The organism is Ruegeria sp. CDSA079 (genome assembly GCF_059612245.1).
Map to the genome: position 1 here is coordinate 69,859 of NZ_JBXWQF010000018.1, position 20,552 is coordinate 90,410.

The following is a 20,552-nucleotide window of genomic DNA, read 5'->3' on the forward strand; positions in this document are numbered from 1 at the left end:
TGTGGCGCTCGGCCAATAGGACGCGTCAGAAACGGTATGTCCTCTTGACGCTGCCGCTCAAGCCTGAGCATGTATGTGCGGACATTATACCGTGGCCCGGGGCTGCATCGCCAGCCTGAAATGCCCAAGCGAAGATAAGTGCCCATATGCTGCTGCTGATCGACAACTACGATTCGTTTACCTACAATTTGGTACATTATTTAGGCGAACTTGGTGCCGAAATGGTCATTCGCCGAAATGATGCGCTGGATGTGCAGGAAGCGATGGCGATGAACCCCGCCGGAATACTGCTGAGCCCGGGCCCCTGCGACCCGGATCAGGCGGGGATATGCCTTGCGCTGACCGAAGCTGCCGCTGAAACCAGAACACCATTGTTGGGGGTTTGCCTTGGCCACCAGACCATCGGTCAGGTTTTTGGTGGTAAAGTGGTGCGCTGCCACGAGATCGTGCACGGCAAAATGGGCACCATGAACCACACAGGTAAAGGCCTGTTTGCCGGTTTGCCCTCGCCCTTTGAGGCAACGCGGTACCATTCGCTGATCGTGGAACGCGAAACCCTGCCCGACTGCCTTGAGATTACGGCCGAGCTGGAAGATGGCACCATCATGGGTCTGCAACACAAGGAACTGCCCATCCACGGCGTGCAGTTCCACCCTGAGTCCATCGCATCCGAGCATGGTCACGCCTTGCTCAAGAACTTCCTGCAAGAACTGAAAGTCCCCGCATGAGCGACGCGCTTAAACCGCTGATCGGGGCCGCTGCCGATCGTCCATTGACTCGTGATGAAGCTGAAAAAGCCTTTGCCATTCTGTTCGAGGGCGAAGCCACGCCCAGCCAGATCGGCGGATTGCTGATGGCCATGCGGACACGCGGCGAGACAGTCGACGAATACGCCGCAGCCGCCGCCGTGATGCGTTCGAAATGCAACGCCGTGTCGGCACCCGACGGGGCGATGGATATTGTGGGCACGGGCGGAGATGGAAAAGGCACTCTGAATATTTCGACCGCGACAGCTTTTGTCGTCGCCGGTGCTGGAGTCACGGTCGCCAAACACGGCAATCGCAACCTGAGTTCAAAATCCGGCGCGGCGGACGCTTTGGGTCAGATGGGTATCAACGTCATGGTTGGTCCGCAAGTTGTTGAGAACGCTTTGAAAGACGTCGGCATTGGCTTCATGATGGCCCCGATGCATCATCCGGCCATTGCCCATGTGATGCCATCACGCCAGGAGCTGGGAACGCGCACGATCTTCAACATTCTTGGCCCCCTGACCAATCCCGCTGGCGTCAAACGGCAATTGACCGGCGCGTTCAGTCGCGACCTGATCCGCCCGATGGCCGAAACGCTTGGTCTGCTGGGTTCAGACCGCGCGTGGCTGGTGCACGGCTCGGACGGGACGGATGAACTCACGATCACAGGCATAAGCTGGGTCGCTGCACTGGAAGACGGCACGATCAAAGAGGTTGAACTGCACCCCGAAGACGCTGGTCTGCCGGTTCATCCGTTCGAGGATATAATCGGCGGAACTCCGGAAGAAAACGCAGTGGCTTTCCGCGCACTGCTGGATGGTGCCCCGTCCGCTTATCGTGACGCCGTGCTGCTGAATTCGGCTGCTGCTTTGGTCGTGGCCGAAGCTGCAAACGATCTTCGCGAAGGTGTCACCATGGCCGCCGAGAGCATCGACAGCGGCAAAGCCAAAGACAAAATCGCCGCTCTGGCCCGCAAGACACAGGAAGCCGCATGACCGAGACCGTTCTGGACAAGATCAAAGCCTACAAGCTGGAAGAGGTCGCAGCCGTCAAGGCACAAAAAACACTGGAAACACTGGAAGGTGAGGCGCGGGCCGCATCAGAAACCCGTGGCTTTGCGAAAGCTTTGCAATCCGCATCCCGGCAAGGCTATGGCCTGATTGCCGAGGTCAAGAAAGCCAGCCCATCCAAGGGTCTGATCCGCCCGGATTTCGACCCGCCTGTACTGGCCAAAGCGTATGAGGACGGGGGCGCTGCATGTTTGTCCGTGCTGACCGACACCCCCAGCTTCCAAGGCGCAAAGGAATACCTGACGCAGGCGCGCGAGGCGACATCCCTGCCCGCTTTGCGCAAGGATTTCATGTATGACCCCTATCAAGTGGTCGAAGCCCGCGCCCTGGGCGCTGATTGTATTTTGATCATCATGGCATCCGTCAGCGACGATCAGGCGGCTGAGTTGGAACAGACCGCCTTCGATTGGGAGATGGATGTTCTGATCGAAGTGCATGACGAAGCGGAACTGGAACGCGCGGCCCAGTTGAAAAGCCCGTTGATCGGCATCAACAACCGCAATCTCAAAACTTTTGAGACCACACTCGACACCACGCGGCGCTTGTCCAAACTGGTGCCTGCAGACCGTACCATTGTCTGTGAAAGCGGTCTGGGAACGCCGGATGACTTGAAGGACATTGCGCGCTATGGCGCCCGTTGCTTCTTGATCGGTGAAAGCCTGATGCGTCAGGACGATGTCGAGGCCGCCACGCGTCATATCCTGTCCAACCCTCTGATCCCCGGAGTGATGTGATGCCGCTGACCCATTTTGACGCGCAAGGTCAGGCGCATATGGTTGATGTGTCGGACAAAGACGTGACCGACCGTGTCGCCGTTGCCGCCGGGCACATCAAGATGGCAGCGGAAACCTTTGAAATCATTTCAGAAGGCCGCGCAAAAAAGGGTGATGTCCTTGGCATTGCCCGTCTGGCCGGCATCATGGGAGCAAAAAAAACACCAGACCTTATCCCCCTGTGCCACCCTTTGCCTGTTACAAAAGTGGCAGTCGAATTGACGCTTGATCCCGATCTGCCGGGTGTTCAGATCGAGGCCACGGTCAAAACCTCGGGACAGACAGGTGTCGAGATGGAAGCCCTGACCGCTGTCTCAACCGCCGCATTGACGGTGTACGACATGACCAAAGCTGTCGACAAGGCGATGGAGATTGGCAGAATCCGTGTTCTATTGAAAGACGGCGGAAAATCAGGGCGTTACGAGGCAAAATGATAACGGTCGAAGAGGCACGCGCCCTGCTGTTCGATCTGGTGGACCCCTTACCTTCGGAAGAGGTTCCTCTGGCACAATCCGCCGGGCGTGTTTTGGTGCAGGATGTTGTGGCGGGACGGAACCAGCCACCTTTCGCCGCTTCGTCGATGGATGGGTATGCGGTGAAAGCCGCCGAAGTTGAGCTGCACGCCATGTTTAAGGTTGTCGGCGAATCCGCAGCGGGCCATCGGTTTGACGGCCAAGTCGGCCCCGGTCAGGCTGTGCGCATCTTCACTGGTGCGCCAGTGCCCGAGGGCGCGGACTTTGTGGTGATACAGGAAGATACTGACCGCCGTGGAGACCTGATCACTATCACCGACGATCCGGGCCCTAAAACCAATATCCGTCCTGCCGGCGTCGATTTTGAAATTGGCACAACCATTTCAGCGCCGCGTTTGATCCGTGCCGAGGATGTGGCCCTGATGGCCGCAATGAACACCCCGCGCGTTGCGGTTGCGCGCAAACCGGTGATCGCCCTGATCTCGACCGGTGATGAGCTGGTTATGCCAGGGGAAGAGCCCGGTCAGGATCAGATCATCGCCTCGAACACATTCGGCCTGCGGGCGTTGCTTGAAGGCTTGGGGGCAACGGTGCGGGTTCTGCCCATTGCGCGCGATACCGTTTCCTCGCTTGAAACCGCGTTTGGCCTGGCGCATGGGGCCGATCTTGTCGTGACAATCGGCGGTGCGTCTGTTGGTGACTATGACCTTGTCTCGGATGTTTCGCAGGGATTGGGGATGGAACGGTCCTTCTACAAGATCCGAATGCGCCCGGGAAAACCGCTGATGGCCGGACGTATCGGCGAAACGGCAATGGTCGGTCTGCCGGGCAATCCGGTCAGCGCCATGGTCTGCGGCTATCTGTTTCTGGCTCCAATGGTGCGCCGGATGCTGGGGCTGGACCACGTGGTTCCACCTTTCCGTACCGCGCAACTCGCGGAGCCTTTGTTGAAAAACGGACCGCGAGAGCACTATATGCGCGCGGTTCTGAGCGAAACGGGCATTGCGGCTTGCGCGGATCAAGACAGCTCGCTTCTCAGCGTTCTGGCGCAGGCCAACGCGCTTTTGCTGCGCCAACCGCACGATCCCGCCCGAAAAATCGGAGAAACGGTTCAGTACCTGCCCATCTGAGATGTTCTCAAATCCATTGACACAAAACGTGAACATGCGTAGAACAAAAGAAAACGTATGAGCGACGAGGTGTGAGCGATGCTGACCAAGAAGCAATTGGATTTGCTGGAATTCATCCACAAACGCGTGCAGGCGGACGGTGTTCCGCCCAGTTTCGACGAAATGAAGGCCGCGCTTGATCTGCGGTCGAAATCCGGCATCCACAGATTGATCACCGCGCTGGAAGAGCGCGGGTTTATCCGCCGCCTTGCCCATCGCGCCCGTGCTATTGAGATTGTGAAACTTCCTGAAAGCCTTGGTGGTGAACCCACTACCGGGTTCACGCCCCGTGTGATCGAAGGTGACAAACCGGAAGGCCGCCGCCCTGCCAATGTTGAACCTGTTTCGGTAGACGCGCTGGAGCTGCCGGTCATGGGCCGGATCGCAGCCGGTGTTCCGATTGAAGCCATCAGCCATGTCTCGCACCATGTTGCCGTCCCCGGCCCCATGGTCTCCGGCAAGGGTGAGCATTACGCGTTGGAGGTCCGCGGTGACTCGATGATCGACGCGGGTATTAACGACGGTGATGTGGTGGTAATCCGGGAAACTTCGACCGCAGACAACGGCGACATCGTGGTTGCGCTGGTCGAAGATCAGGAAGCCACGTTGAAGCGGTATTTTCGCCGTGGCAACGCCATCGCGCTCGAGGCTGCCAACCCGGTCTACGAGACGCGCGTGCTGCCCGAGGATAAGGTCAAGGTGCAAGGCCGCCTTGTGGGCCTGATCCGGACCTACTGATTTCGCTTGGAACGGAGGTCCCCGGCAGGGTTCGGGGACCAGAGCCTGCGCCCGGTGAGCTCAGCACTTGATACCAGTTTACCGTCCAGAACGGAAAGGCTGCCGGTTTCATACAAACGATCCGGGTCAAACACCCCGCATGACCCTTGCAGATCAAGGGCTATGGCAGAGACGATGATCTGGTTTTCCTTGCATTCTTTAAATCCGTTTGCCGCCCGTTTCCCGGTCAGGTGGATTATTTCCTGCTCCTTCAGCAGATAGCGTTGGACCGCGTTTTTCTCTGGCCACCTGAGCGCCGCCTGAGACTGATCGACACTGTCCCCATCATTCTCCAACCAGACGGTCGCGACAAACCCGCTGCCTTTGTTTTTGCTCAGCGCGCGGCCTTGTTCGGTCATCACCCCCACCAACCCTCCGGTCTCGGCGATCAGGACGTCAGGACGTTGCCCTTCGGTCCACAACAGAAAACCCGCAAGAACAGGCCCCGCCCCAACCCACCGCGCGTGTCCTTGCCACAACGCGGTCCACAAAGCGCCCAAAGCGATAAGAGGCAGAATGTACCACGGCGGACCAACTACATATCCCTGTGCGCCATCCAGGTTCGAAACCCAATGCGACACTGTCAATATCCAGTTCAGGGCCCAACCCATCACCGTCAGGGGAATCGCCTCGAGCCCCAGAGGAGCCAGTAACGCGGCAACCACCGCCGCGGGGACAACAAACAAACCCATGACCGGAACAGAGAGCAGGTTCGCCAAAAGCCCGTAGTGCGACATGGTATTAAAATGCGCGGCACCGATCGGAGCAGTTGCTATCCCCGCTATAGCCGAGGACATCAGAACGCCCACCGCCGGTTTAAGCCATTTCGGTCCGGGCATGGAACCAACTTCGCGCAGCGCTCCGAACACGGCGACCAATGCGGTGGTGGCAGCAAATGACATCTGAAATCCCGGGCTTAGCAGTGATTCTGGTCTGAGGATCAGGACGATCACCGCCGCAACGGCCACAGCACGCAGTGATATAGCCCGACGGTCGATCAGCACGGCGCCCAACATGACCGTGACCATGACAAAGGCGCGCTCGGTGGCGACATTTCCCCCGGACAGCATCAGATAGATGGTCGCGGCAAGCAACGCACACACAGCAGCCACCTTTCGAACTGGCACCCGCAGCGCAAGCGGTGGGATGAGCGACAGACCGATGCGGCAGGCCACAAAAACAAATCCTGTCAGCAGCCCCATATGCAGCCCCGATATGGCCAGCAAATGCGCCAGATTTGAAGCCCGCAGCGACGACAGCGTCTCTTGTCCCATGCCACTGCGATCTCCGGTGGTCACAGCAGCAGCAAAACCACCGATTTCCCCCGGAAGAACTTCTTTCACGCGCTCGGAAATGGCCATGCGTATGGCGGTTAGCCGAACGCCTTCGATCCCGTCTGACGCAGGCGCGATGGTTAAAACAGGGACGCGGGTGTACCCCACCGCGCCTAAACTCTGGAACCAGGCATGGCGGCGGAAATCGAACCCGCCGGGCTCAACCGGGCCTTGTGGCGGAGACAGATGCGCCGTTGTCATGATCCTTTGCCCCGGTGCGATTGATCCTGTTGGGGCATGCACGGAAAGACGGATGCGCTGCGGCCTTCGCTCCTGCGGCACGTCCCCTATACGTACCTGATCGAGCGTCAACCGCAACGCATCCGAGGCAGACCGATCCATGGCGACGACCCTCCCCTCGACAGGGCCATAATATCGCCATGACAGAACCGGTTCTGCCACCATATGGGCGCGAGCACCTGCCAGGCAGAAACCGGCAGCGATCAGCGCCCCCCCGATGGTCAACGACCCCACCCCCGGCGGAAGCCAGCGGCGCAAAACGATAAGTGCCAGGCACAGACAGACCAGACCTGCGTATTCCGGCAACGCGGGCTCTGACCGGATGTTGAAATACAGGCCAATTCCCGTTGCCAGCAAGACCGGTGTCCATGGGAACAGGTACCCTGTCTGGTGCAGCAGCGCGGCCTCAACCCGTGTAAGAACACGCATGGTTGCCCCCGTCCTTCGGGCTCGTTAGACAGGCGTCAATCTATGCCAGATACGGTTACCAAAAGGTTAATCCCCACCATGTCCGACCAGGTCGTCACTCGTTTTGCCCCCTCACCCACCGGTTTTCTGCATATCGGCGGCGCGCGCACCGCGCTGTTCAATTGGCTCTACGCTCGGGGCCGTGGCGGCAAGTTCCTGTTGCGGATTGAAGACACCGACCGCGAACGCTCGACCCCCGAAGCGACTGCCGCAATCCTTCAGGGCATGGCATGGCTGGGTCTGGACCATGACGGTGAAGTGATCAGCCAGTTCGACGGCGCAAGCCGCCATGCTGAGGTTGCTCATCAACTGCTGTCCAAGGGTAAGGCGTACAAGTGTTTCTCGACTCAGGAGGAAATCGCTGCCTTCCGCGAACAGGCGCGCGCCGAAGGGAGATCGACCCTGTTCCGAAGCCCCTGGCGCGACGCCGATCCGACGACACATCCCGATGCGCCGTTCGTCATCCGTATCAAGGCCCCGCAGGACGGGGCGACCGTCATCCGTGATCAGGTTCAAGGCGATGTCACCATCCGCAACGATCAACTGGACGACATGATCCTGCTGCGCTCGGATGGCACACCTGTCTACATGCTGGCGGTGGTGGTCGACGATCATGACATGGGCGTCACCCATGTTATTCGCGGCGACGATCACCTGAACAACGCAGCGCGCCAGATGATGATCTATGAGGCGATGGGCTGGGACGTTCCGGTCTGGGCACATATTCCGCTGATACACGGGCCCGATGGCAAGAAATTGTCGAAACGTCATGGCGCGCTTGGCGCGCAGGAATATCAGGCCATGGGTTATCCCGCGGCTGGAATGCGTAATTACCTGGCTCGTTTGGGTTGGAGTCATGGTGATGACGAGTTTTTTACGGATGCCCAAGCAAAAGAATGGTTCGATCTGGACGGGATCGGCAAAAGCCCGGCCCGTTTCGATCTGAAAAAGCTGGAGAATCTCTGCGGCCAGCATATTGCCATCTCTGATGATGCTGCACTGCGGCAAGAAATTGAAGATTACCTTGCGGCAGCGGACCTTCCTGCTCTCACCTCGACACAATCCGGTGATCTGGAACGTGCGATGTATTGCCTCAAGGATCGGGCACGTACTTTCCCGGAACTCCTTGAAAAAGCGCATTTTGCACTGACCGAACGCCCAATTTCTCCCGATGAGAAGGCGACAAAAGCACTGGCATCTGTATCCGACGGTATACTGTCGGAATTGACGCCGCAGTTGCAAAATGTTAGCTGGTCCCGGAACGAACTGGAGGAGGTCCTGAATTCCTTTGCCGAGTCAAAGGAGCTCAAGTTCGGCAAGTTGGCAGGCCCGCTACGGGCTGCGCTGGCAGGCCGGGCCGTTACACCTTCGGTTTTTGATATGATGCTGGTGCTGGGACGGGATGAAACCCTGGCGCGGCTCACTGAGGCAGCGAAATAAACCCAACCTTCATAAACGGGTAACGCTGCTCCGTTAACACCCGGATTGCGCGTCCGCGCGCAGTCGTTGCCCGTATCGCCAGAGGTCCGTCCGGCGTACGCATGAATGAAGAAGGGACAACTATGACTGACAGCAACAAAACAGCCACTCTGACTGTTCACGGCAAAGATTACGAGTTGCCAGTTCATTCCCCGACCACCGGCCCTGACGTTGTCGATATTCGCAAGCTTTACGGTCAGGCCGGGGTTTTTACCTACGATCCGGGCTTCACCTCGACCGCCAGTTGCGACAGCACCATCACCTATATCGACGGTGAAAAAGGCGAGCTGCTGCACCGGGGCTATCCGATCGACCAACTGGCCGAGAAGTCGCACTTCCTCGAGGTTTGCTATTTGCTGCTGTACGGAGAACTGCCTGCGGCAAAGGCTCTGGAGAAGTTCGAAACCACGATCACTCGTCACACCATGCTGCACGAGCAGATGCAGTATTTCTATCGTGGTTTCCGCCGCGACGCGCACCCAATGGCCATCATGGTCGGTGTTGTCGGTGCGATGTCGGCCTTCTATCACGACTCGACCGATATCGCGGATCCGCAGCAACGTGAGATCGCATCGCATCGCCTGATCGCCAAGATGCCAACGATTGCAGCCTGGGCCTATAAATACCACACGGGTCAGCCCTTCGTATATCCGCGCAACGATCTGGACTATGCGTCCAACTTCCTGCGCATGTGTTTCAGCGTTCCGGCCGAAGAATATGAGGTGAACCCGATCCTCAGCCGCGCGATGGACCGCATCTTTACCCTACACGCCGATCATGAGCAGAACGCGTCAACGTCGACCGTGCGTCTGGCGTCGTCCTCGGGCGCAAACCCGTTCGCGTGTATCGCGGCCGGCATCGCTTGCCTGTGGGGTCCGTCCCATGGTGGTGCGAACCAGGCGTGTCTGGAGATGTTGGAAGAGATCGGCACAGTTGATCGCATTCCCGAGTACATCGCTCGGGCCAAAGACAAAAACGATCCGTTCCGCCTGATGGGCTTTGGTCACCGCGTCTATAAGAACTTCGATCCGCGCGCCAAAGTCATGAAGCAATCGGCCGATGAAGTGTTGGATCTGCTGGGTGTTGAAGACAACCCGAAACTGCAGGTTGCCAAGGAGCTGGAGCGCGAAGCGCTGGAAGATCCGTACTTCGCCGACAAGAAACTGTTCCCGAATGTGGACTTCTATTCGGGCATCATCCTCGAGGCGATGGGTTTCCCAACCTCAATGTTCACGCCGATTTTCGCCCTGTCGCGCACAGTGGGCTGGGTCAGCCAGTGGAAAGAAATGATCGCCGATCCGCAGAACAAGATCGGACGCCCACGCCAGCTGTATCTGGGCGAGACGCTGCGGGATTACGTGGATATCGAAAACCGCTGATCCGTCGCAGAGCAGTTCATTTGACAAAAAGACCCCGGTTTGACCGGGGTCTTTTTTTGGACCGCTGCTCATCAGCGTTGCCGAAGTGTAGTCATGCATCAGTAATTTCCGGGTCGAAGAGCGCGAAGGTTCAAACAGTTTCGATCTCGGGCCTTGGGGGCCTGGTGTGATTGACCGCGTGTTGTTTGGTCCGTCTGATCTGCACTGCTGGCCGTTTCGGTCATCGTTTTGCGACCTCTGCGGCATAAGCTTCTGATCTTTCCAATCAAAACAGACGCATCTGATCCCCCGGCTGTGGCGGTACGGCAAACAGGTCGCAACGCAACGGTGCGGATTTGACCGACAAACCAAGGCGTTTGCAGGCCTTCGAGAATCTCTGCGCGATGATCCCGGCATAGACACCCTCACCTCGCATTCGGTGCCCCCAACGGGGATCATAATCGCGCCCTCCGTGCATGTCGCGCAGCTTGGACATGACCTTCTCGGAACGGGCTGGTTCATGCTCTGCCAGCCAGTCCTGCCACAGCTGTGATACCTCGCGTGGCAACCGCAGCATGATCCAGCTGGCGGCATCTGCTCCGGCCTCCTGCCCCGCTTCCAGAAGGTTCTCAAGTTCATGATCGGTCAAACCTGGCACAATCGGGGAAGTCATGACGCGTACCGGAACCCCTGCCTCGGTCAGAGTGCGGATCATACGCAGACGCCGTTCCGGTGACGGTGCGCGAGGCTCCATCCGGCGCGAGAGAGTTGCGTCCAAAGTGGTCAGCGAGATCCCAACACGCACCAGCCCATGGCTGGCCATTTCAGCCAGAATGTCCAGATCCCGCTCGATCAGAGCACCCTTGGTGACAATTGCGACCGGATGGTTGAATTCGCGCAGCACCTCAAGACAGGACCTTGTAATAAAGCGATTTTTCTCGATGGGCTGATAGGGGTCGGTGTTTGTACCAATGGCCAGCGGAGCCACCTTGTAGGATTTTGACGACAATTCCTTGCGCAACACACTGTTCATGTTTGGGCGGGCGGTCAGGCGAGTTTCGAAATCCAGCCCTGCGGACAGACCCAGATAGGCATGGCTGGGCCGGGCAAAACAATAGACACACCCATGTTCGCACCCCCGATACGGATTGATGGAACGGTCAAACGGTAGATCCGGAGACCGGTTATACGTAATCGCACTGCGCGCCACCTCATCCCGTGTTTCAGTGCGCAGAGGCGGCAGGGATTCGTCACTCTTCCACCCGTCATCGGCGGCGACAGTGGCAAAGCGTTCGAACCGTCCGGCGGCGTTCGAACGTGTTCCTCTGGCTTTCGGAGTTTGTATGGCGCTCATTTCGACAGCTTGTTCTATGTTTGTTCTCATTCGGAACATACGCCTGCGACCCGTCCGGTGCAAGTCATCCATGCGCCAGCCAAAACAGGCATGATCAAACGGAGCGCACGATAATCATGCAGATTTTTCATTCGAGCCGGTCAATTTTTTGACCTATAGGTCGGTCCCGAAACGACCGACGTCGCAATCGTCACAGTCAGGATGCGACGTTTTGGCCAAAACGATAAAAATGCCACCACGGGCCGATAGCCCGCCCAGCACAGGGAATACCCCATGTCCGACGAAGAAGACATCATCCTGTCCGAACTGAACGACGACGAATTGGTCGAACAGATGTTCGACGATCTCTATGACGGTCTGAAAGAAGAGATCGAAGAAAGCACCAACATCCTGCTGGAACGCGGATGGACCCCGTATGACATCCTGACAAAAGCGCTGGTTGGTGGCATGACCATCGTGGGCCATGACTTCCGCGACGGCATCCTGTTCGTGCCCGAAGTTCTGCTGGCCGCCAACGCCATGAAGGGCGGTATGTTCATCCTCAAGCCGTTGCTCGCAGAAACAGGCGCACCGCGCGTCGGCAAGATGGTCATCGGCACCGTCAAAGGCGATATCCACGACATCGGCAAGAACCTTGTTTCGATGATGATGGAAGGCGCCGGTTTCGAAGTTGTCGATCTGGGAATCAACAACCCGGTCGAGAATTATCTGGAAGCGCTTGAAACTGAGCAACCAGATATTCTGGGCATGTCTGCGCTGCTGACCACCACAATGCCTTACATGAAGGTGGTTATCGACACGTTGGTCGAACAAGGTGTGCGTGATGACTATATCGTTCTGGTTGGCGGCGCCCCGCTGAACGAAGAGTTTGGCAAGGCCATCGGTGCAGACGCCTATTGCCGTGACGCTGCGGTTGCAGTGGAAACCGCAAAAGACTTTGTAGGCCGCAAGCACAATCAGCTGGCTGGCTGAGCCGCCTGAGATTTTTTTGAAAAGGGCCGTTCACATTTGGGCGGCCCTTTCTCGTTTTGGAAGGCAGAACCGCCTATGTTTAGTGCAAGCCCCTAGACCTTCAATTTGGGACTGCACCGTTTGGTCGACGTTTATGCAAATCCGACCGATTTGCTTGTCTTCTGCTGACAACGCTCGATCGCTGAGGTCGGCAGCTTGCCATCACAGGTCGGAACAGGGCTTGCCTGCGCTTGATATTCATCCTCTTCTTGGAAGAACTCAGAGGACGCCACACCATGCAAAAAGACGCCCTGCCCGATGATGCCAGCCTGACGACCAAAGGCTATGCCAACACCGATTCCGGTCGCATCCTGCTGATCGCCTGCGGGGCGTTGGCCAAAGAGATTCTGGATATCAAATCGCGCAACGGCTGGGATCATATTGCGCTGACCTGCTTGCCCGCCATTCTGCATGTCCATCCGGAACGGATTACGCAGGCGGTGGAAGACGCGGTGGCCAAGCACCGTGACCAGTTCGACAAAATCTATGTGGTCTACGCCGACTGCGGAACCGGTGGCCTATTGCAGCAAGCCTGCGAAAAACTTGGAGTCGAGATGGTGAAAGGTCCCCATTGCTATTCCTTTTTCGAAGGCAACCAAGCCTTCGACGCGCGCGGCGAAGACGAAACCACAGCTTTCTACCTGACCGACTTTTTGGCCAGGCAATTTGACGCCTTTGTCTGGAAACCGCTGGGCCTGGATCGCCACCCGGAACTGCGGGATATGTATTTCGGCAACTACACCAAACTGATCTATCAAGCGCAGATCGACAGCCCTGAACTGACGGAACGCGCGCGCCAATGCGCGGACAAGATGGGTTTGGAGTTCGAGCGTCGCTTTACCGGTTATGGCGATCTTGAAACCACATTGTCAGATTGGGCAAACCGCCCGACCTGACCTTAAGCGTTTTCCTGGGCCACCTTACGAATGCGTTCGATCATAGCGCGCAGACCGTTGGATCGCTGCGCCGACAGGTGATCGTTCAGCCCCAGACGCGCAAGCTCGGCCCCGGCATCGACACCGGGAACTTCGGCCACCGGCAAACCGTTATACAAAGACCGAAGGACAGCAATCAGCCCGCGTACGATCAGGGCATCGCTGTCGCCATCGAATTTGAAGGTACCGGAGACGATCATGGGATGCAGCCAAACCTGACTGGCGCACCCATGCACCTTTGTCGCCGGAACCTTAAGCGCGTCATCCAGCGGTTCCATCGCCTTGCCCTGCTCGATGACATGGCGATACCGATCTTCCCAGTCCTCCAGAAACTCGAAATCTTCGACAATGTCCTCAAAGGCGGGCGTGGCCATGGTGCGGCGATCCTTTCGGTTGCGATACAAACAGTGACCTATGCCGACGACTACACTCTGTCCACCCCCTGCGGTGCCTTTTCAACGCGAGGAAATTGCGCTAACCCATTGTCTGAATTCGTGTGAAAAGCTGTGGGTCCATGCAAAAATCTCTGTCCGTTCTCATCATCGCCACGCTGACCCTGACTGCTTGCAGCGGCTGGCGTGACTCTCGGGTGAACCCGTCGAATTGGTTTGGCTCCAGCAGATCGGTAGAGGCTGACGTACCCTCCGACCCCAATGCTGCCGACATCCTTGTACCCAAGCAACGAGAGGGAACAGGCCTGTTTTCACGTCCTGATGCCGAAGATACCAGCATTCCAATCGGCCAGATTGACGAGTTGCGCATCGACCCAACGCCAAACGGGGCGATCATCTATGCTGCTGGAACAGCCGTCCGTCAGGGTGCGTACAATGCGCGACTGGTTCGTGTGAATTCAGAAGAGAACGAGAAAAATGGCACGATGGAGTTTGTGTTTCGCGTGACCTATCCCGGCGCGCAAACACCGCAGGGCTCCGAACGCACGCGTATGGTGTCGGACGCCGTAAATGTCAGTCGCCAGGACCTTGAAGGTATTCGCTTGGTACGTGTTGTCGGGCAACAGAACGCATTGGAATCGCGGCGGCGCTAACCGCCGTTAAAGCGATACAACCTTGACCGCCTGCCCCTTGGCCGCCAGTGCGATCTTGCCGTCGCACAGCTTCAGCGCGTCCTCGCCAAAGACCTCGAACCGCCAGCCGGACATAGCGGGCAGGTCCCGCTCTCCAGCAGCAATCTGATCCAGCTCAGAGCTTGTGGCGATCAGCTTGGCAGCCACGCCCGAGCTTTCGGTTTTGGATTTCAGCAAAACCCGCAACAAGTCAGACAAAGCCGGGTTGACCTTGAGCTTGTCGCGCGACGTGTCGATAATGGGCAACTTGTCTGCCGGGCAATTCACCCCACGTTTGACAGCGGCCAGAATGCCATCGGCAATCGCGCCCTTGCGCGCCTCGCGCAGCAACAGCCGCGATCCGCCCAGATCCGAGAGCGTCTTGGGTTTGGTTGACGCCAGCTCAACCAAGGCATCGTCTTTGAATACGCGGTTTCGCGGGACGTTGTTTTCCTGCGCATAGGATTCGCGAAACTGTGCAAGTTCCCGTATGACAGCCAGAAACTTGGCCGAATTTGTCCGCGTCTTGACCCGTTTCCACGCTTCTTCCGGACGAATGTCATAAGTGGCAGGCTGAGTCAGCGTGCGCAGTTCTTCCCCCACCCAATGGCTGCGTCTGGTCTTTTCCAGCTCTGCCGCCAGATGCTCGTAAATCTTGCGCAAATGGGTCACATCGGCCAGCGCATACGTTTTCTGTGCATCTGTGAGAGGGCGACGGGACCAATCCGTGAACCGAGAGGTCTTGTCGACCCCTTGCTTGCAAATCTTGCGCACCAGCGTTTCATACCCGACCTGTTCACCAAAGCCGCAGACCATCGCTGCGACCTGTGTGTCGAACAGAGGGTTGGGAAACACACCGGCTTCTACCCAGAAGATCTCAAGATCCTGACGGGCAGCATGGAATACCTTGACCACATCCTCGTTGCGGAACAGCTCGTAAAGCGGTTCAAGCGACAGATCATCGGCCAACGGATCGACCAGAACCGCGCTGTCTTCGTCTTCGGAAGGGACCGCCAATTGCACAAGGCAAAGCTTGGAATAATACGTCCGCTCGCGCAGAAATTCGGTATCGACTGTGATATATGGATAGCCTGCAGCGGCCTTGCAGAAATCGGCCAGCTCTTGCGTCGTCGTCAGGGTTTTCATGCGCCGTACTAGTATCGCTCTTGCTTTTGTGACTGCCCGTTTTTTCTTCGTCCCGAGCGTTAACGACGACCATAGGCCGATTTTCGGGCGGGTGTAAATCACCCAGAGCAGGTTCAGGGCAACAGGATGGACGACCTGTTGCCTTCTGCAAAGCGCCGCAGCACTTCGGGGTAAAGCTTATGCTCCCAAATCAGCACCCGCGCAGCCAGCGTATCCGGGGTATCATCAGGTTCAACAGACACCCGCGCCTGCCCCAGGATCGGGCCATCGTCCAGCGCTGCTGTGACTTCATGGACGGAACACCCATGTTCGATATCCCCTGCCTCAATGGCACGGGCATGAGTATGTAAGCCTTTGTATTTCGGCAGCAAAGAGGGGTGGATGTTCAGCATCCGACCCTGAAACCGAGACACGAAGCCCCCTGTCAGTACGCGCATGAAGCCCGCCAGACACACGATGTCAGGCTGTGCGTCTTGCAGGGGCTTCAAAAGCTCAGCCTCAAAAGCGGCGCGGTCCCCATTGAAGGGTCGGTGATCAACAACTGCGGTCGGAATGCCACGGTCCGCAGCTTTTTTGAGCCCGCCCGCCTGTGCATCGTTAGACAGCACCAAACAAGGCCGCGCCGGATGATCGCCGGTCATGCTGTCGACCAGCGACACCATGTTCGACCCGCCCCCGGAAATCAGGATCGCGACGCGCTTGTGGCTCACAGCAGTTTGCCCGAGTAGGCAACACCGGGCGTCTCAGACACGGTGCCGATCCGCGCGACGGTCTCACCGGCGTCGGACAGCAAGGTCGACAGATCATCCGCTTTGCCTGCCTCGCACACCACAATCAGGCCGATGCCGCAGTTGAAGGTCTTGAGCATTTCGGCTTCAACAATACCACCAGTTTGCGCCATCCAGCTAAAGACAGGCGGCAGTTGCCAGCTGTCCAGATCGATTTCGACACCCAGTCCTTCGGGCAAAACGCGCGGCAGGTTTTCGGTCAGACCGCCACCTGTGATGTGGGCAAGCGCATGCACACCGCCCGCACGGACGGCAGCCAAAGCCGGTTTGACATAAAGACGCGTGGGTGTCAGCAGAGCCTCACCCAGAGTGCCTTCGCCGAAGGGCGACGGCGCATCCCAGCCCAGCCCCGACAGCTCGACCAGCTTGCGCACCAGCGAATAGCCGTTTGAATGCACCCCGTTCGAGGCCAGACCCAGCAGCACGTCACCAGATTGCACGCCTGCGGGCAGATCCGCACCGCGCTCCATCGCACCAACCGAAAACCCGGCCAGGTCGAAATCGCCGTCGGGGTACATGCCCGGCATCTCGGCGGTCTCACCACCGATCAAAGCGCAACCGGACTGCGCACAGCCTTCGGCAATTCCTTCGATGATCCGCGCTGCCGTGTCGGTGTCCAGCTTGCCGGTGGCGAAATAGTCGAGGAAGAAAAGCGGTTCAGCCCCCTGACAGATCAGGTCGTTGACGCACATGGCTACCAGGTCGATGCCAACCCCATCCACAACGCCGGTATCAATCGCAATCCGCAGTTTGGTACCCACGCCATCTGTTGCACCAACCAGAATAGGGTCCTGATACCCCGCAGCTTTCAGGTCGAACAGCGCGCCAAAGCCACCCAGACCGCTCATCACGCCGGGGCGGTTGGTCCGCTTGGCGGCAGGCTTGATCCGATCGACCAGAGCGTTGCCTGCGTCAATGTCCACGCCTGCATCGGCATAGGTGATTCCGTTCTTACCCGCTGTCATGGCTGGTCCCTCATGAATGCTTTGCGGGCGGGTTAGTCTATTGTGCAACATCTTGCAACGGTCAGGCTTGACGTGGGCGTTCACCGTGATAGCAAGACGCCGAGGCGGGCCTGTAGCTCAATTGGTTAGAGCAGAGCGCTCATAACGCTTTGGTTGCGGGTTCAAGTCCTGCCGGGCCTACCAAAATCCGCTAAACACATTGACATAATAAGTTTCATTTCGTTTCGAAGAGCTACCACTACGGCGGACTCCGAAATCTAAGAAAATCAGGTTTATTTCAAACCCGCCCCATAATTCGGAACGCCCTGCAACACTTCTGCGGGATAAACTGCTGGCATTAGTATTCCAAAAACTCTTCCACGGTTTCAGCCAGCCACCAGGGACTTCGTGTATCGTAGAACGTATGTGTCCCGGCCGATTGCGGCAGGTTTCTGACCGTCACAAGATAGTCTTCAAAATCGATCGGAACGGACCAATGTGACGCGTCATACAGCATGGTTAAGTATTCATCTGCAGTCGGTTCGAAATAGTCCGGGTCCGGATCAGGCGGGCCATAGACTTTTGCAAACTCGGCCTGGAAATAATCCATGACATAGGAACAATAAATCACCTGGTTGGCCCGAACCTGAACTGGAATCGGTGCCAGCTCATCCACGTCCTCTTTGACAAAATGCTTGAGTTCAAACGCCATTCCCTGAATCACTTCTTCCTGCATCCAATTGCTGCAGGTGTCGCCAAGCGCAATGAAACTGGCCATACGTTCGAATTTTCGGTCTTCGGCTTCCCGTGCAAACTGAGTAATCGGAACAAGTGCAAACAGTGATGTGACTGTAACGACTATTTTCTCGAAGTTATTGAGAGCTGCTTTAATCATTTTCCCTGAACCCCACGCCGTTTGAAAACGGGGTCAGAATGACATGATCAGACAAAATCACAAAGTTGCATGCTTTTTTTGGCAGCGGCAGGTGCGGCTATCGCCCGATGATAATATCCGCGCACAGCCCGCCCAAACGCTCACTCTTAGCAAGCCGCAACGTTCCGCCATGGGCGCGCGCGATATCCGCGACAATGGCAAGACCCAGGCCCACGCCACTGCCCTGATTCTGATTCCGCGCCGGATCAAGTCGCGTGAAAGGTTTGACCGCCTCGGTGCGTTGCTCGATCGGAATGCCGGGGCCGTCATCCTCAACGCGGATACGCAAGGATTTCGGGTTCACCGTCAGGCTGACCTCAGCTCGGGTGCCATACCGCACCGCGTTTCCGATCAGGTTTTCAACAGCCCTGCGAATGGCTACAGGGCGCAGCATGACGGTCCCCTGCCCCTCGGTCTGGGTCAACTCCACCTCAAGCCCTGCTCGCTTTGAGTCTTCCACGATCTGACGGATGAACGCGTCTGGCTGCACCTCTTCAGGGGGGCCTTCCGAAGCCCCGCGCGAGAAATCCAGAAACGCATCCATCAAAGACTGCATTTCGGTCACATCCTGCTGCAAGGGCGCAGCGTCCTCTTCGGGCAACATCGACAAGCCTAGCTTAAGCCGCGTCAAGGGCGTGCGCAGGTCATGACTGACCCCCGACAACATCAGCGTCCGCTGTTCTATCTGCCGCTCAATCCGGGCGCGCATATCCAGAAAGGCATGTCCAGCCGCGCGGACCTCAATAGCGCCACCAGGAGAATACGGCACCACCCGCCCGCGCCCAAATGCCTGCGCGGCATCGGCAAGGCGCGTGATCGGCCGCAATTGGTTGCGCATGTAAAGAAAGGAAATCGTTGTCATGATGAAGGCAAAAAACACCATTGTAACGATCAACTGATGCGGCGCGACTGGGGATAATCTACGCCTGTCAAAGGTCAGTTCCAGCACTCCCAGATGTGTTTGAACATACACCCGTGCCTCGCGGCTGGTCGGCAGGGCAACCGCCACCAGATCGGGTAGATTCGCTATTAGGTCGGCCTGAACCTGCGGCGCGATGAAATCATACCACCGCCGCGCACCAACCATCGGTTCTTCGTTCAGGCCCAGAAACCGTGCCTTCATTTCAAGGGCCTGCAAATCGGGGCGCATGGCCGCCATTGCCTGTTGCTGGGTCTCGGTATCCTCAATCACGGTCGTGATCAAAGTCACTTCACGCGACGCCGCGCGTGTCATCTGGCCTGTGACGTCTTCCAGATGCTTCTGGATAAACGCAACGCCCACCACCAGAAGCAGCACGATCACCGGCAGAACCAGAATCAGGGCTGCCCGGGCGTAGAGGCTACGAGGCAGATAGGGTTTGAGCCATTGCGAGGACATGGGCTAAACCTAGCGGGCCGCCCGGACAAGAGGAAGAGCACAGAATGCAGGCACCTGACAATTTCAATCCACCCGCAAGTGTTGCGGTCGATCTGCAACCGGGGCTGAGGCGTATTCTGGCCCCGAATCCCTCGCCCATGACCTATCGTGGCACCAACACGTACTTGCTGGGCGACGAAGACATCGCGGTGATCGACCCCGGCCCCGAAAATGAGGCGCATCTGAACGCGATTCTAGATGCTGTGACTCCCGGGCAAAGAATCAGCCACATCATCGTGACGCATACGCATCTGGATCACTCGCCCCTTGCTGCCCCCCTGGCGGCGCGGACGGGCGCAGCGATCTATGCCTTTGGCGGACCTGAAGCTGGCCGTAGCGAAGTCATGACCCGTTTGGTCGCACAAGGCATGACGGGCGGCGGCGAAGGTATCGACCTCGCGTTTCGTCCAGATGTGGAGCTTGCAGACGGCGAGGTCATTGACGGTGATGGTTGGCAGCTGGAGGTCATTCACACCCCGGGTCATCTGGGAAATCACATCGCACTGGGCTGGCACGACACCTGTTTCACGGCTGACCACGTGATGGGTTGGGCCAGTTCCTTGGTCTCCCCCCCGGACGGAGATTTGACGGATTTCATGGCAGCCTGCCACCGCCTGCGTGCCCGGAACTGGTCCGTTTTTCATGCAGGGCACGGGGCGCCGATCACAGACCCGGCTGGCCGTCTGGAATGGCTGATCAAACACAGGCAATCCCGCGAGGCACAGATTCTGTCGGCTCTGGAACAGGCAGAGGGCACAGCCCGACAACTGGCCGAGCGTATCTATATCGAAACACCCGTCGCCCTGTTGCCTGCTGCAGAACGCAATGTCTTCGCTCATCTTGTTGACCTGAATGGGAAAAACATGGTTCTTCCACGCGGCGAGATTTCTGCCACAGCGGTTTTTCATCGCGTCGCATGACATGAAAAAATTTTTCGTGCTTCGCGCGCTTCCCCTCTGGACGCCGGGAATCCGGGTTGCTATACGCGCCTCAGTTCCGGCGTAGCTCAGCGGTAGAGCAGTTGACTGTTAATCAATTGGTCGTAGGTTCGATCCCTACCGCCGGAGCCA

20 protein-coding genes and 2 tRNA genes are annotated in these 20,552 nt (G+C 57.8%); 14 read left to right on the top strand and 8 right to left on the bottom strand.

The window, feature by feature from the left end:
• The first annotated feature begins 146 nt into the window (after positions 1 to 146).
• The 6 genes from AC2FJZ_RS17100 to lexA all read left to right on the top strand — a co-directional run bounded on the left by AC2FJZ_RS17100 (position 147) and on the right by lexA (position 4,972).
• Positions 147 to 728, top strand: coding sequence for an anthranilate synthase component II (locus tag AC2FJZ_RS17100; RefSeq protein WP_496779116.1), 582 nt, complete (start codon positions 147 to 149; stop codon positions 726 to 728).
• The gene (trpD, locus tag AC2FJZ_RS17105) at positions 725 to 1,744 is read left to right on the top strand and encodes an anthranilate phosphoribosyltransferase (protein ID WP_496779118.1); all 1,020 of its coding nucleotides are present in this window, start codon (positions 725 to 727) and stop codon (positions 1,742 to 1,744) included. Before AC2FJZ_RS17100 ends, trpD begins: the two co-directional genes overlap by 4 nt.
• Positions 1,741 to 2,553 carry an indole-3-glycerol phosphate synthase TrpC gene (trpC, locus tag AC2FJZ_RS17110; RefSeq protein ID WP_496779120.1) on the top strand — a complete coding sequence of 271 codons (813 nt, stop codon included), beginning with the start codon at positions 1,741 to 1,743 and terminating at the stop codon, positions 2,551 to 2,553. Before trpD ends, trpC begins: the two co-directional genes overlap by 4 nt.
• Positions 2,553 to 3,026 carry a cyclic pyranopterin monophosphate synthase MoaC gene (gene moaC, locus AC2FJZ_RS17115; RefSeq protein WP_496779122.1) on the top strand — a complete coding sequence of 158 codons (474 nt, stop codon included), beginning with the start codon at positions 2,553 to 2,555 and terminating at the stop codon, positions 3,024 to 3,026. The genes trpC and moaC overlap by 1 nt, the downstream gene beginning before the upstream one ends.
• A complete protein-coding gene (locus tag AC2FJZ_RS17120; protein ID WP_496779124.1) occupies positions 3,023 to 4,195 on the top strand; it encodes a molybdopterin molybdotransferase MoeA in 1,173 nt (390 codons plus the stop codon). The genes moaC and AC2FJZ_RS17120 overlap by 4 nt, the downstream gene beginning before the upstream one ends.
• Positions 4,196 to 4,273: 78 nt before the next feature.
• Entirely contained in the window at positions 4,274 to 4,972 is a 699-nt protein-coding gene (lexA, locus tag AC2FJZ_RS17125; RefSeq protein ID WP_496779126.1) for a transcriptional repressor LexA, read from the top strand.
• Here the strand turns inward: lexA and AC2FJZ_RS17130 are convergent.
• On the bottom strand, positions 4,966 to 7,014 hold the full coding sequence (locus AC2FJZ_RS17130; RefSeq protein ID WP_496779128.1) for a ComEC/Rec2 family competence protein: 2,049 nt from the start codon (positions 7,012 to 7,014) through the stop codon (positions 4,966 to 4,968). The genes lexA and AC2FJZ_RS17130 overlap by 7 nt on opposite strands.
• A 78-nt stretch (positions 7,015 to 7,092) precedes the next feature.
• On the opposite strand from AC2FJZ_RS17130, the gene gltX reads away from it, so the two are divergent.
• Together gltX and gltA are read left to right on the top strand one after the other, a co-directional pair.
• A complete protein-coding gene (gene gltX / locus AC2FJZ_RS17135) occupies positions 7,093 to 8,493 on the top strand; it encodes a glutamate--tRNA ligase (RefSeq protein ID WP_496779143.1) in 1,401 nt (466 codons plus the stop codon).
• Between the two features lie 122 nt (positions 8,494 to 8,615).
• Entirely contained in the window at positions 8,616 to 9,911 is a 1,296-nt protein-coding gene (gltA, locus tag AC2FJZ_RS17140) for a citrate synthase (RefSeq protein ID WP_496669740.1), read from the top strand.
• A 265-nt stretch (positions 9,912 to 10,176) separates the two neighbouring features.
• Here gltA and AC2FJZ_RS17145 read toward each other — a convergent pair whose 3' ends face one another.
• A complete protein-coding gene (locus tag AC2FJZ_RS17145) occupies positions 10,177 to 11,244 on the bottom strand; it encodes a PA0069 family radical SAM protein (RefSeq protein ID WP_496779130.1) in 1,068 nt (355 codons plus the stop codon).
• Between the two features lie 273 nt (positions 11,245 to 11,517).
• Here AC2FJZ_RS17145 and AC2FJZ_RS17150 point away from each other — a divergent pair, with 273 nt between their 5' ends.
• Together AC2FJZ_RS17150 and AC2FJZ_RS17155 are read left to right on the top strand one after the other, a co-directional pair.
• Positions 11,518 to 12,216, top strand: a complete 699-nt coding sequence (locus AC2FJZ_RS17150; protein WP_050602335.1) for a corrinoid protein — start codon at positions 11,518 to 11,520, stop codon at positions 12,214 to 12,216.
• Between the two features lie 275 nt (positions 12,217 to 12,491).
• Positions 12,492 to 13,151, top strand: coding sequence for a DUF1638 domain-containing protein (locus AC2FJZ_RS17155; protein ID WP_496669737.1), 660 nt, complete (start codon positions 12,492 to 12,494; stop codon positions 13,149 to 13,151).
• Between the two features lie 2 nt (positions 13,152 to 13,153).
• Here the strand turns inward: AC2FJZ_RS17155 and AC2FJZ_RS17160 are convergent, their stop codons facing one another.
• Positions 13,154 to 13,564 (bottom strand): SufE family protein, encoded by a 411-nt coding sequence (locus AC2FJZ_RS17160; RefSeq protein WP_496779132.1) that lies wholly within the window; start codon positions 13,562 to 13,564, stop codon positions 13,154 to 13,156.
• 140 nt (positions 13,565 to 13,704) lie between these two features.
• On the opposite strand from AC2FJZ_RS17160, the gene AC2FJZ_RS17165 reads away from it, so the two are divergent.
• Positions 13,705 to 14,235, top strand: a complete 531-nt coding sequence (locus AC2FJZ_RS17165) for a hypothetical protein (protein WP_050602332.1) — start codon at positions 13,705 to 13,707, stop codon at positions 14,233 to 14,235.
• A gap of 6 nt (positions 14,236 to 14,241) precedes the next feature.
• Here the strand turns inward: AC2FJZ_RS17165 and rnd are convergent, their stop codons facing one another.
• From rnd to purM, 3 genes are all read right to left on the bottom strand, one after another.
• The gene (rnd, locus tag AC2FJZ_RS17170; protein WP_496779134.1) at positions 14,242 to 15,399 is read right to left on the bottom strand and encodes a ribonuclease D; all 1,158 of its coding nucleotides are present in this window, start codon (positions 15,397 to 15,399) and stop codon (positions 14,242 to 14,244) included.
• Positions 15,400 to 15,512: 113 nt separating this feature from the next.
• A complete protein-coding gene (purN, locus tag AC2FJZ_RS17175) occupies positions 15,513 to 16,109 on the bottom strand; it encodes a phosphoribosylglycinamide formyltransferase (protein WP_496779135.1) in 597 nt (198 codons plus the stop codon).
• Positions 16,106 to 17,152 carry a phosphoribosylformylglycinamidine cyclo-ligase gene (purM, locus tag AC2FJZ_RS17180; protein WP_496669729.1) on the bottom strand — a complete coding sequence of 349 codons (1,047 nt, stop codon included), beginning with the start codon at positions 17,150 to 17,152 and terminating at the stop codon, positions 16,106 to 16,108. Before purM ends, purN begins: the two co-directional genes overlap by 4 nt.
• A 106-nt stretch (positions 17,153 to 17,258) precedes the next feature.
• Between purM and AC2FJZ_RS17185 the strand changes: the two genes are divergently transcribed.
• Positions 17,259 to 17,335, top strand: a tRNA-Ile gene (locus AC2FJZ_RS17185).
• Positions 17,336 to 17,489: 154 nt separating this feature from the next.
• Here the strand turns inward: AC2FJZ_RS17185 and AC2FJZ_RS17190 are convergent.
• Together AC2FJZ_RS17190 and AC2FJZ_RS17195 are read right to left on the bottom strand one after the other, a co-directional pair.
• The gene (locus AC2FJZ_RS17190; protein ID WP_496669727.1) at positions 17,490 to 18,026 is read right to left on the bottom strand and encodes a hypothetical protein; all 537 of its coding nucleotides are present in this window, start codon (positions 18,024 to 18,026) and stop codon (positions 17,490 to 17,492) included.
• Positions 18,027 to 18,123: 97 nt separating this feature from the next.
• The gene (locus AC2FJZ_RS17195) at positions 18,124 to 19,443 is read right to left on the bottom strand and encodes an ATP-binding protein (protein WP_496779137.1); all 1,320 of its coding nucleotides are present in this window, start codon (positions 19,441 to 19,443) and stop codon (positions 18,124 to 18,126) included.
• Between the two features lie 44 nt (positions 19,444 to 19,487).
• Here AC2FJZ_RS17195 and AC2FJZ_RS17200 point away from each other — a divergent pair, with 44 nt between their 5' ends.
• Together AC2FJZ_RS17200 and AC2FJZ_RS17205 are read left to right on the top strand one after the other, a co-directional pair.
• Positions 19,488 to 20,402 (top strand): MBL fold metallo-hydrolase, encoded by a 915-nt coding sequence (locus AC2FJZ_RS17200; RefSeq protein WP_496779139.1) that lies wholly within the window; start codon positions 19,488 to 19,490, stop codon positions 20,400 to 20,402.
• Positions 20,403 to 20,477: 75 nt separating this feature from the next.
• Positions 20,478 to 20,552: transfer RNA gene (locus AC2FJZ_RS17205), tRNA-Asn, on the top strand.

What these genes read in the sequence shown, in the direction of transcription:
- AC2FJZ_RS17100 (WP_496779116.1), top strand. Translation starts at nt 147, where the DNA reads ATGCTGCTGCTGATCGACAACTACGATTCGTTTACCTACAATTTGGTA.
- trpD (WP_496779118.1), top strand. Translation starts at nt 725, where the DNA reads ATGAGCGACGCGCTTAAACCGCTGATCGGGGCCGCTGCCGATCGTCCA.
- trpC (WP_496779120.1), top strand. Translation starts at nt 1,741, where the DNA reads ATGACCGAGACCGTTCTGGACAAGATCAAAGCCTACAAGCTGGAAGAG.
- moaC (WP_496779122.1), top strand. Translation starts at nt 2,553, where the DNA reads ATGCCGCTGACCCATTTTGACGCGCAAGGTCAGGCGCATATGGTTGAT.
- AC2FJZ_RS17120 (WP_496779124.1), top strand. Translation starts at nt 3,023, where the DNA reads ATGATAACGGTCGAAGAGGCACGCGCCCTGCTGTTCGATCTGGTGGAC.
- lexA (WP_496779126.1), top strand. Translation starts at nt 4,274, where the DNA reads ATGCTGACCAAGAAGCAATTGGATTTGCTGGAATTCATCCACAAACGC.
- AC2FJZ_RS17130 (WP_496779128.1), bottom strand. Translation starts at nt 7,014, where the DNA reads ATGCGTGTTCTTACACGGGTTGAGGCCGCGCTGCTGCACCAGACAGGG.
- gltX (WP_496779143.1), top strand. Translation starts at nt 7,093, where the DNA reads ATGTCCGACCAGGTCGTCACTCGTTTTGCCCCCTCACCCACCGGTTTT.
- gltA (WP_496669740.1), top strand. Translation starts at nt 8,616, where the DNA reads ATGACTGACAGCAACAAAACAGCCACTCTGACTGTTCACGGCAAAGAT.
- AC2FJZ_RS17145 (WP_496779130.1), bottom strand. Translation starts at nt 11,244, where the DNA reads ATGAGCGCCATACAAACTCCGAAAGCCAGAGGAACACGTTCGAACGCC.
- AC2FJZ_RS17150 (WP_050602335.1), top strand. Translation starts at nt 11,518, where the DNA reads ATGTCCGACGAAGAAGACATCATCCTGTCCGAACTGAACGACGACGAA.
- AC2FJZ_RS17155 (WP_496669737.1), top strand. Translation starts at nt 12,492, where the DNA reads ATGCAAAAAGACGCCCTGCCCGATGATGCCAGCCTGACGACCAAAGGC.
- AC2FJZ_RS17160 (WP_496779132.1), bottom strand. Translation starts at nt 13,564, where the DNA reads ATGGCCACGCCCGCCTTTGAGGACATTGTCGAAGATTTCGAGTTTCTG.
- AC2FJZ_RS17165 (WP_050602332.1), top strand. Translation starts at nt 13,705, where the DNA reads ATGCAAAAATCTCTGTCCGTTCTCATCATCGCCACGCTGACCCTGACT.
- rnd (WP_496779134.1), bottom strand. Translation starts at nt 15,399, where the DNA reads ATGAAAACCCTGACGACGACGCAAGAGCTGGCCGATTTCTGCAAGGCC.
- purM (WP_496669729.1), bottom strand. Translation starts at nt 17,152, where the DNA reads ATGACAGCGGGTAAGAACGGAATCACCTATGCCGATGCAGGCGTGGAC.
- AC2FJZ_RS17190 (WP_496669727.1), bottom strand. Translation starts at nt 18,026, where the DNA reads ATGATTAAAGCAGCTCTCAATAACTTCGAGAAAATAGTCGTTACAGTC.
- AC2FJZ_RS17195 (WP_496779137.1), bottom strand. Translation starts at nt 19,443, where the DNA reads ATGTCCTCGCAATGGCTCAAACCCTATCTGCCTCGTAGCCTCTACGCC.
- AC2FJZ_RS17200 (WP_496779139.1), top strand. Translation starts at nt 19,488, where the DNA reads ATGCAGGCACCTGACAATTTCAATCCACCCGCAAGTGTTGCGGTCGAT.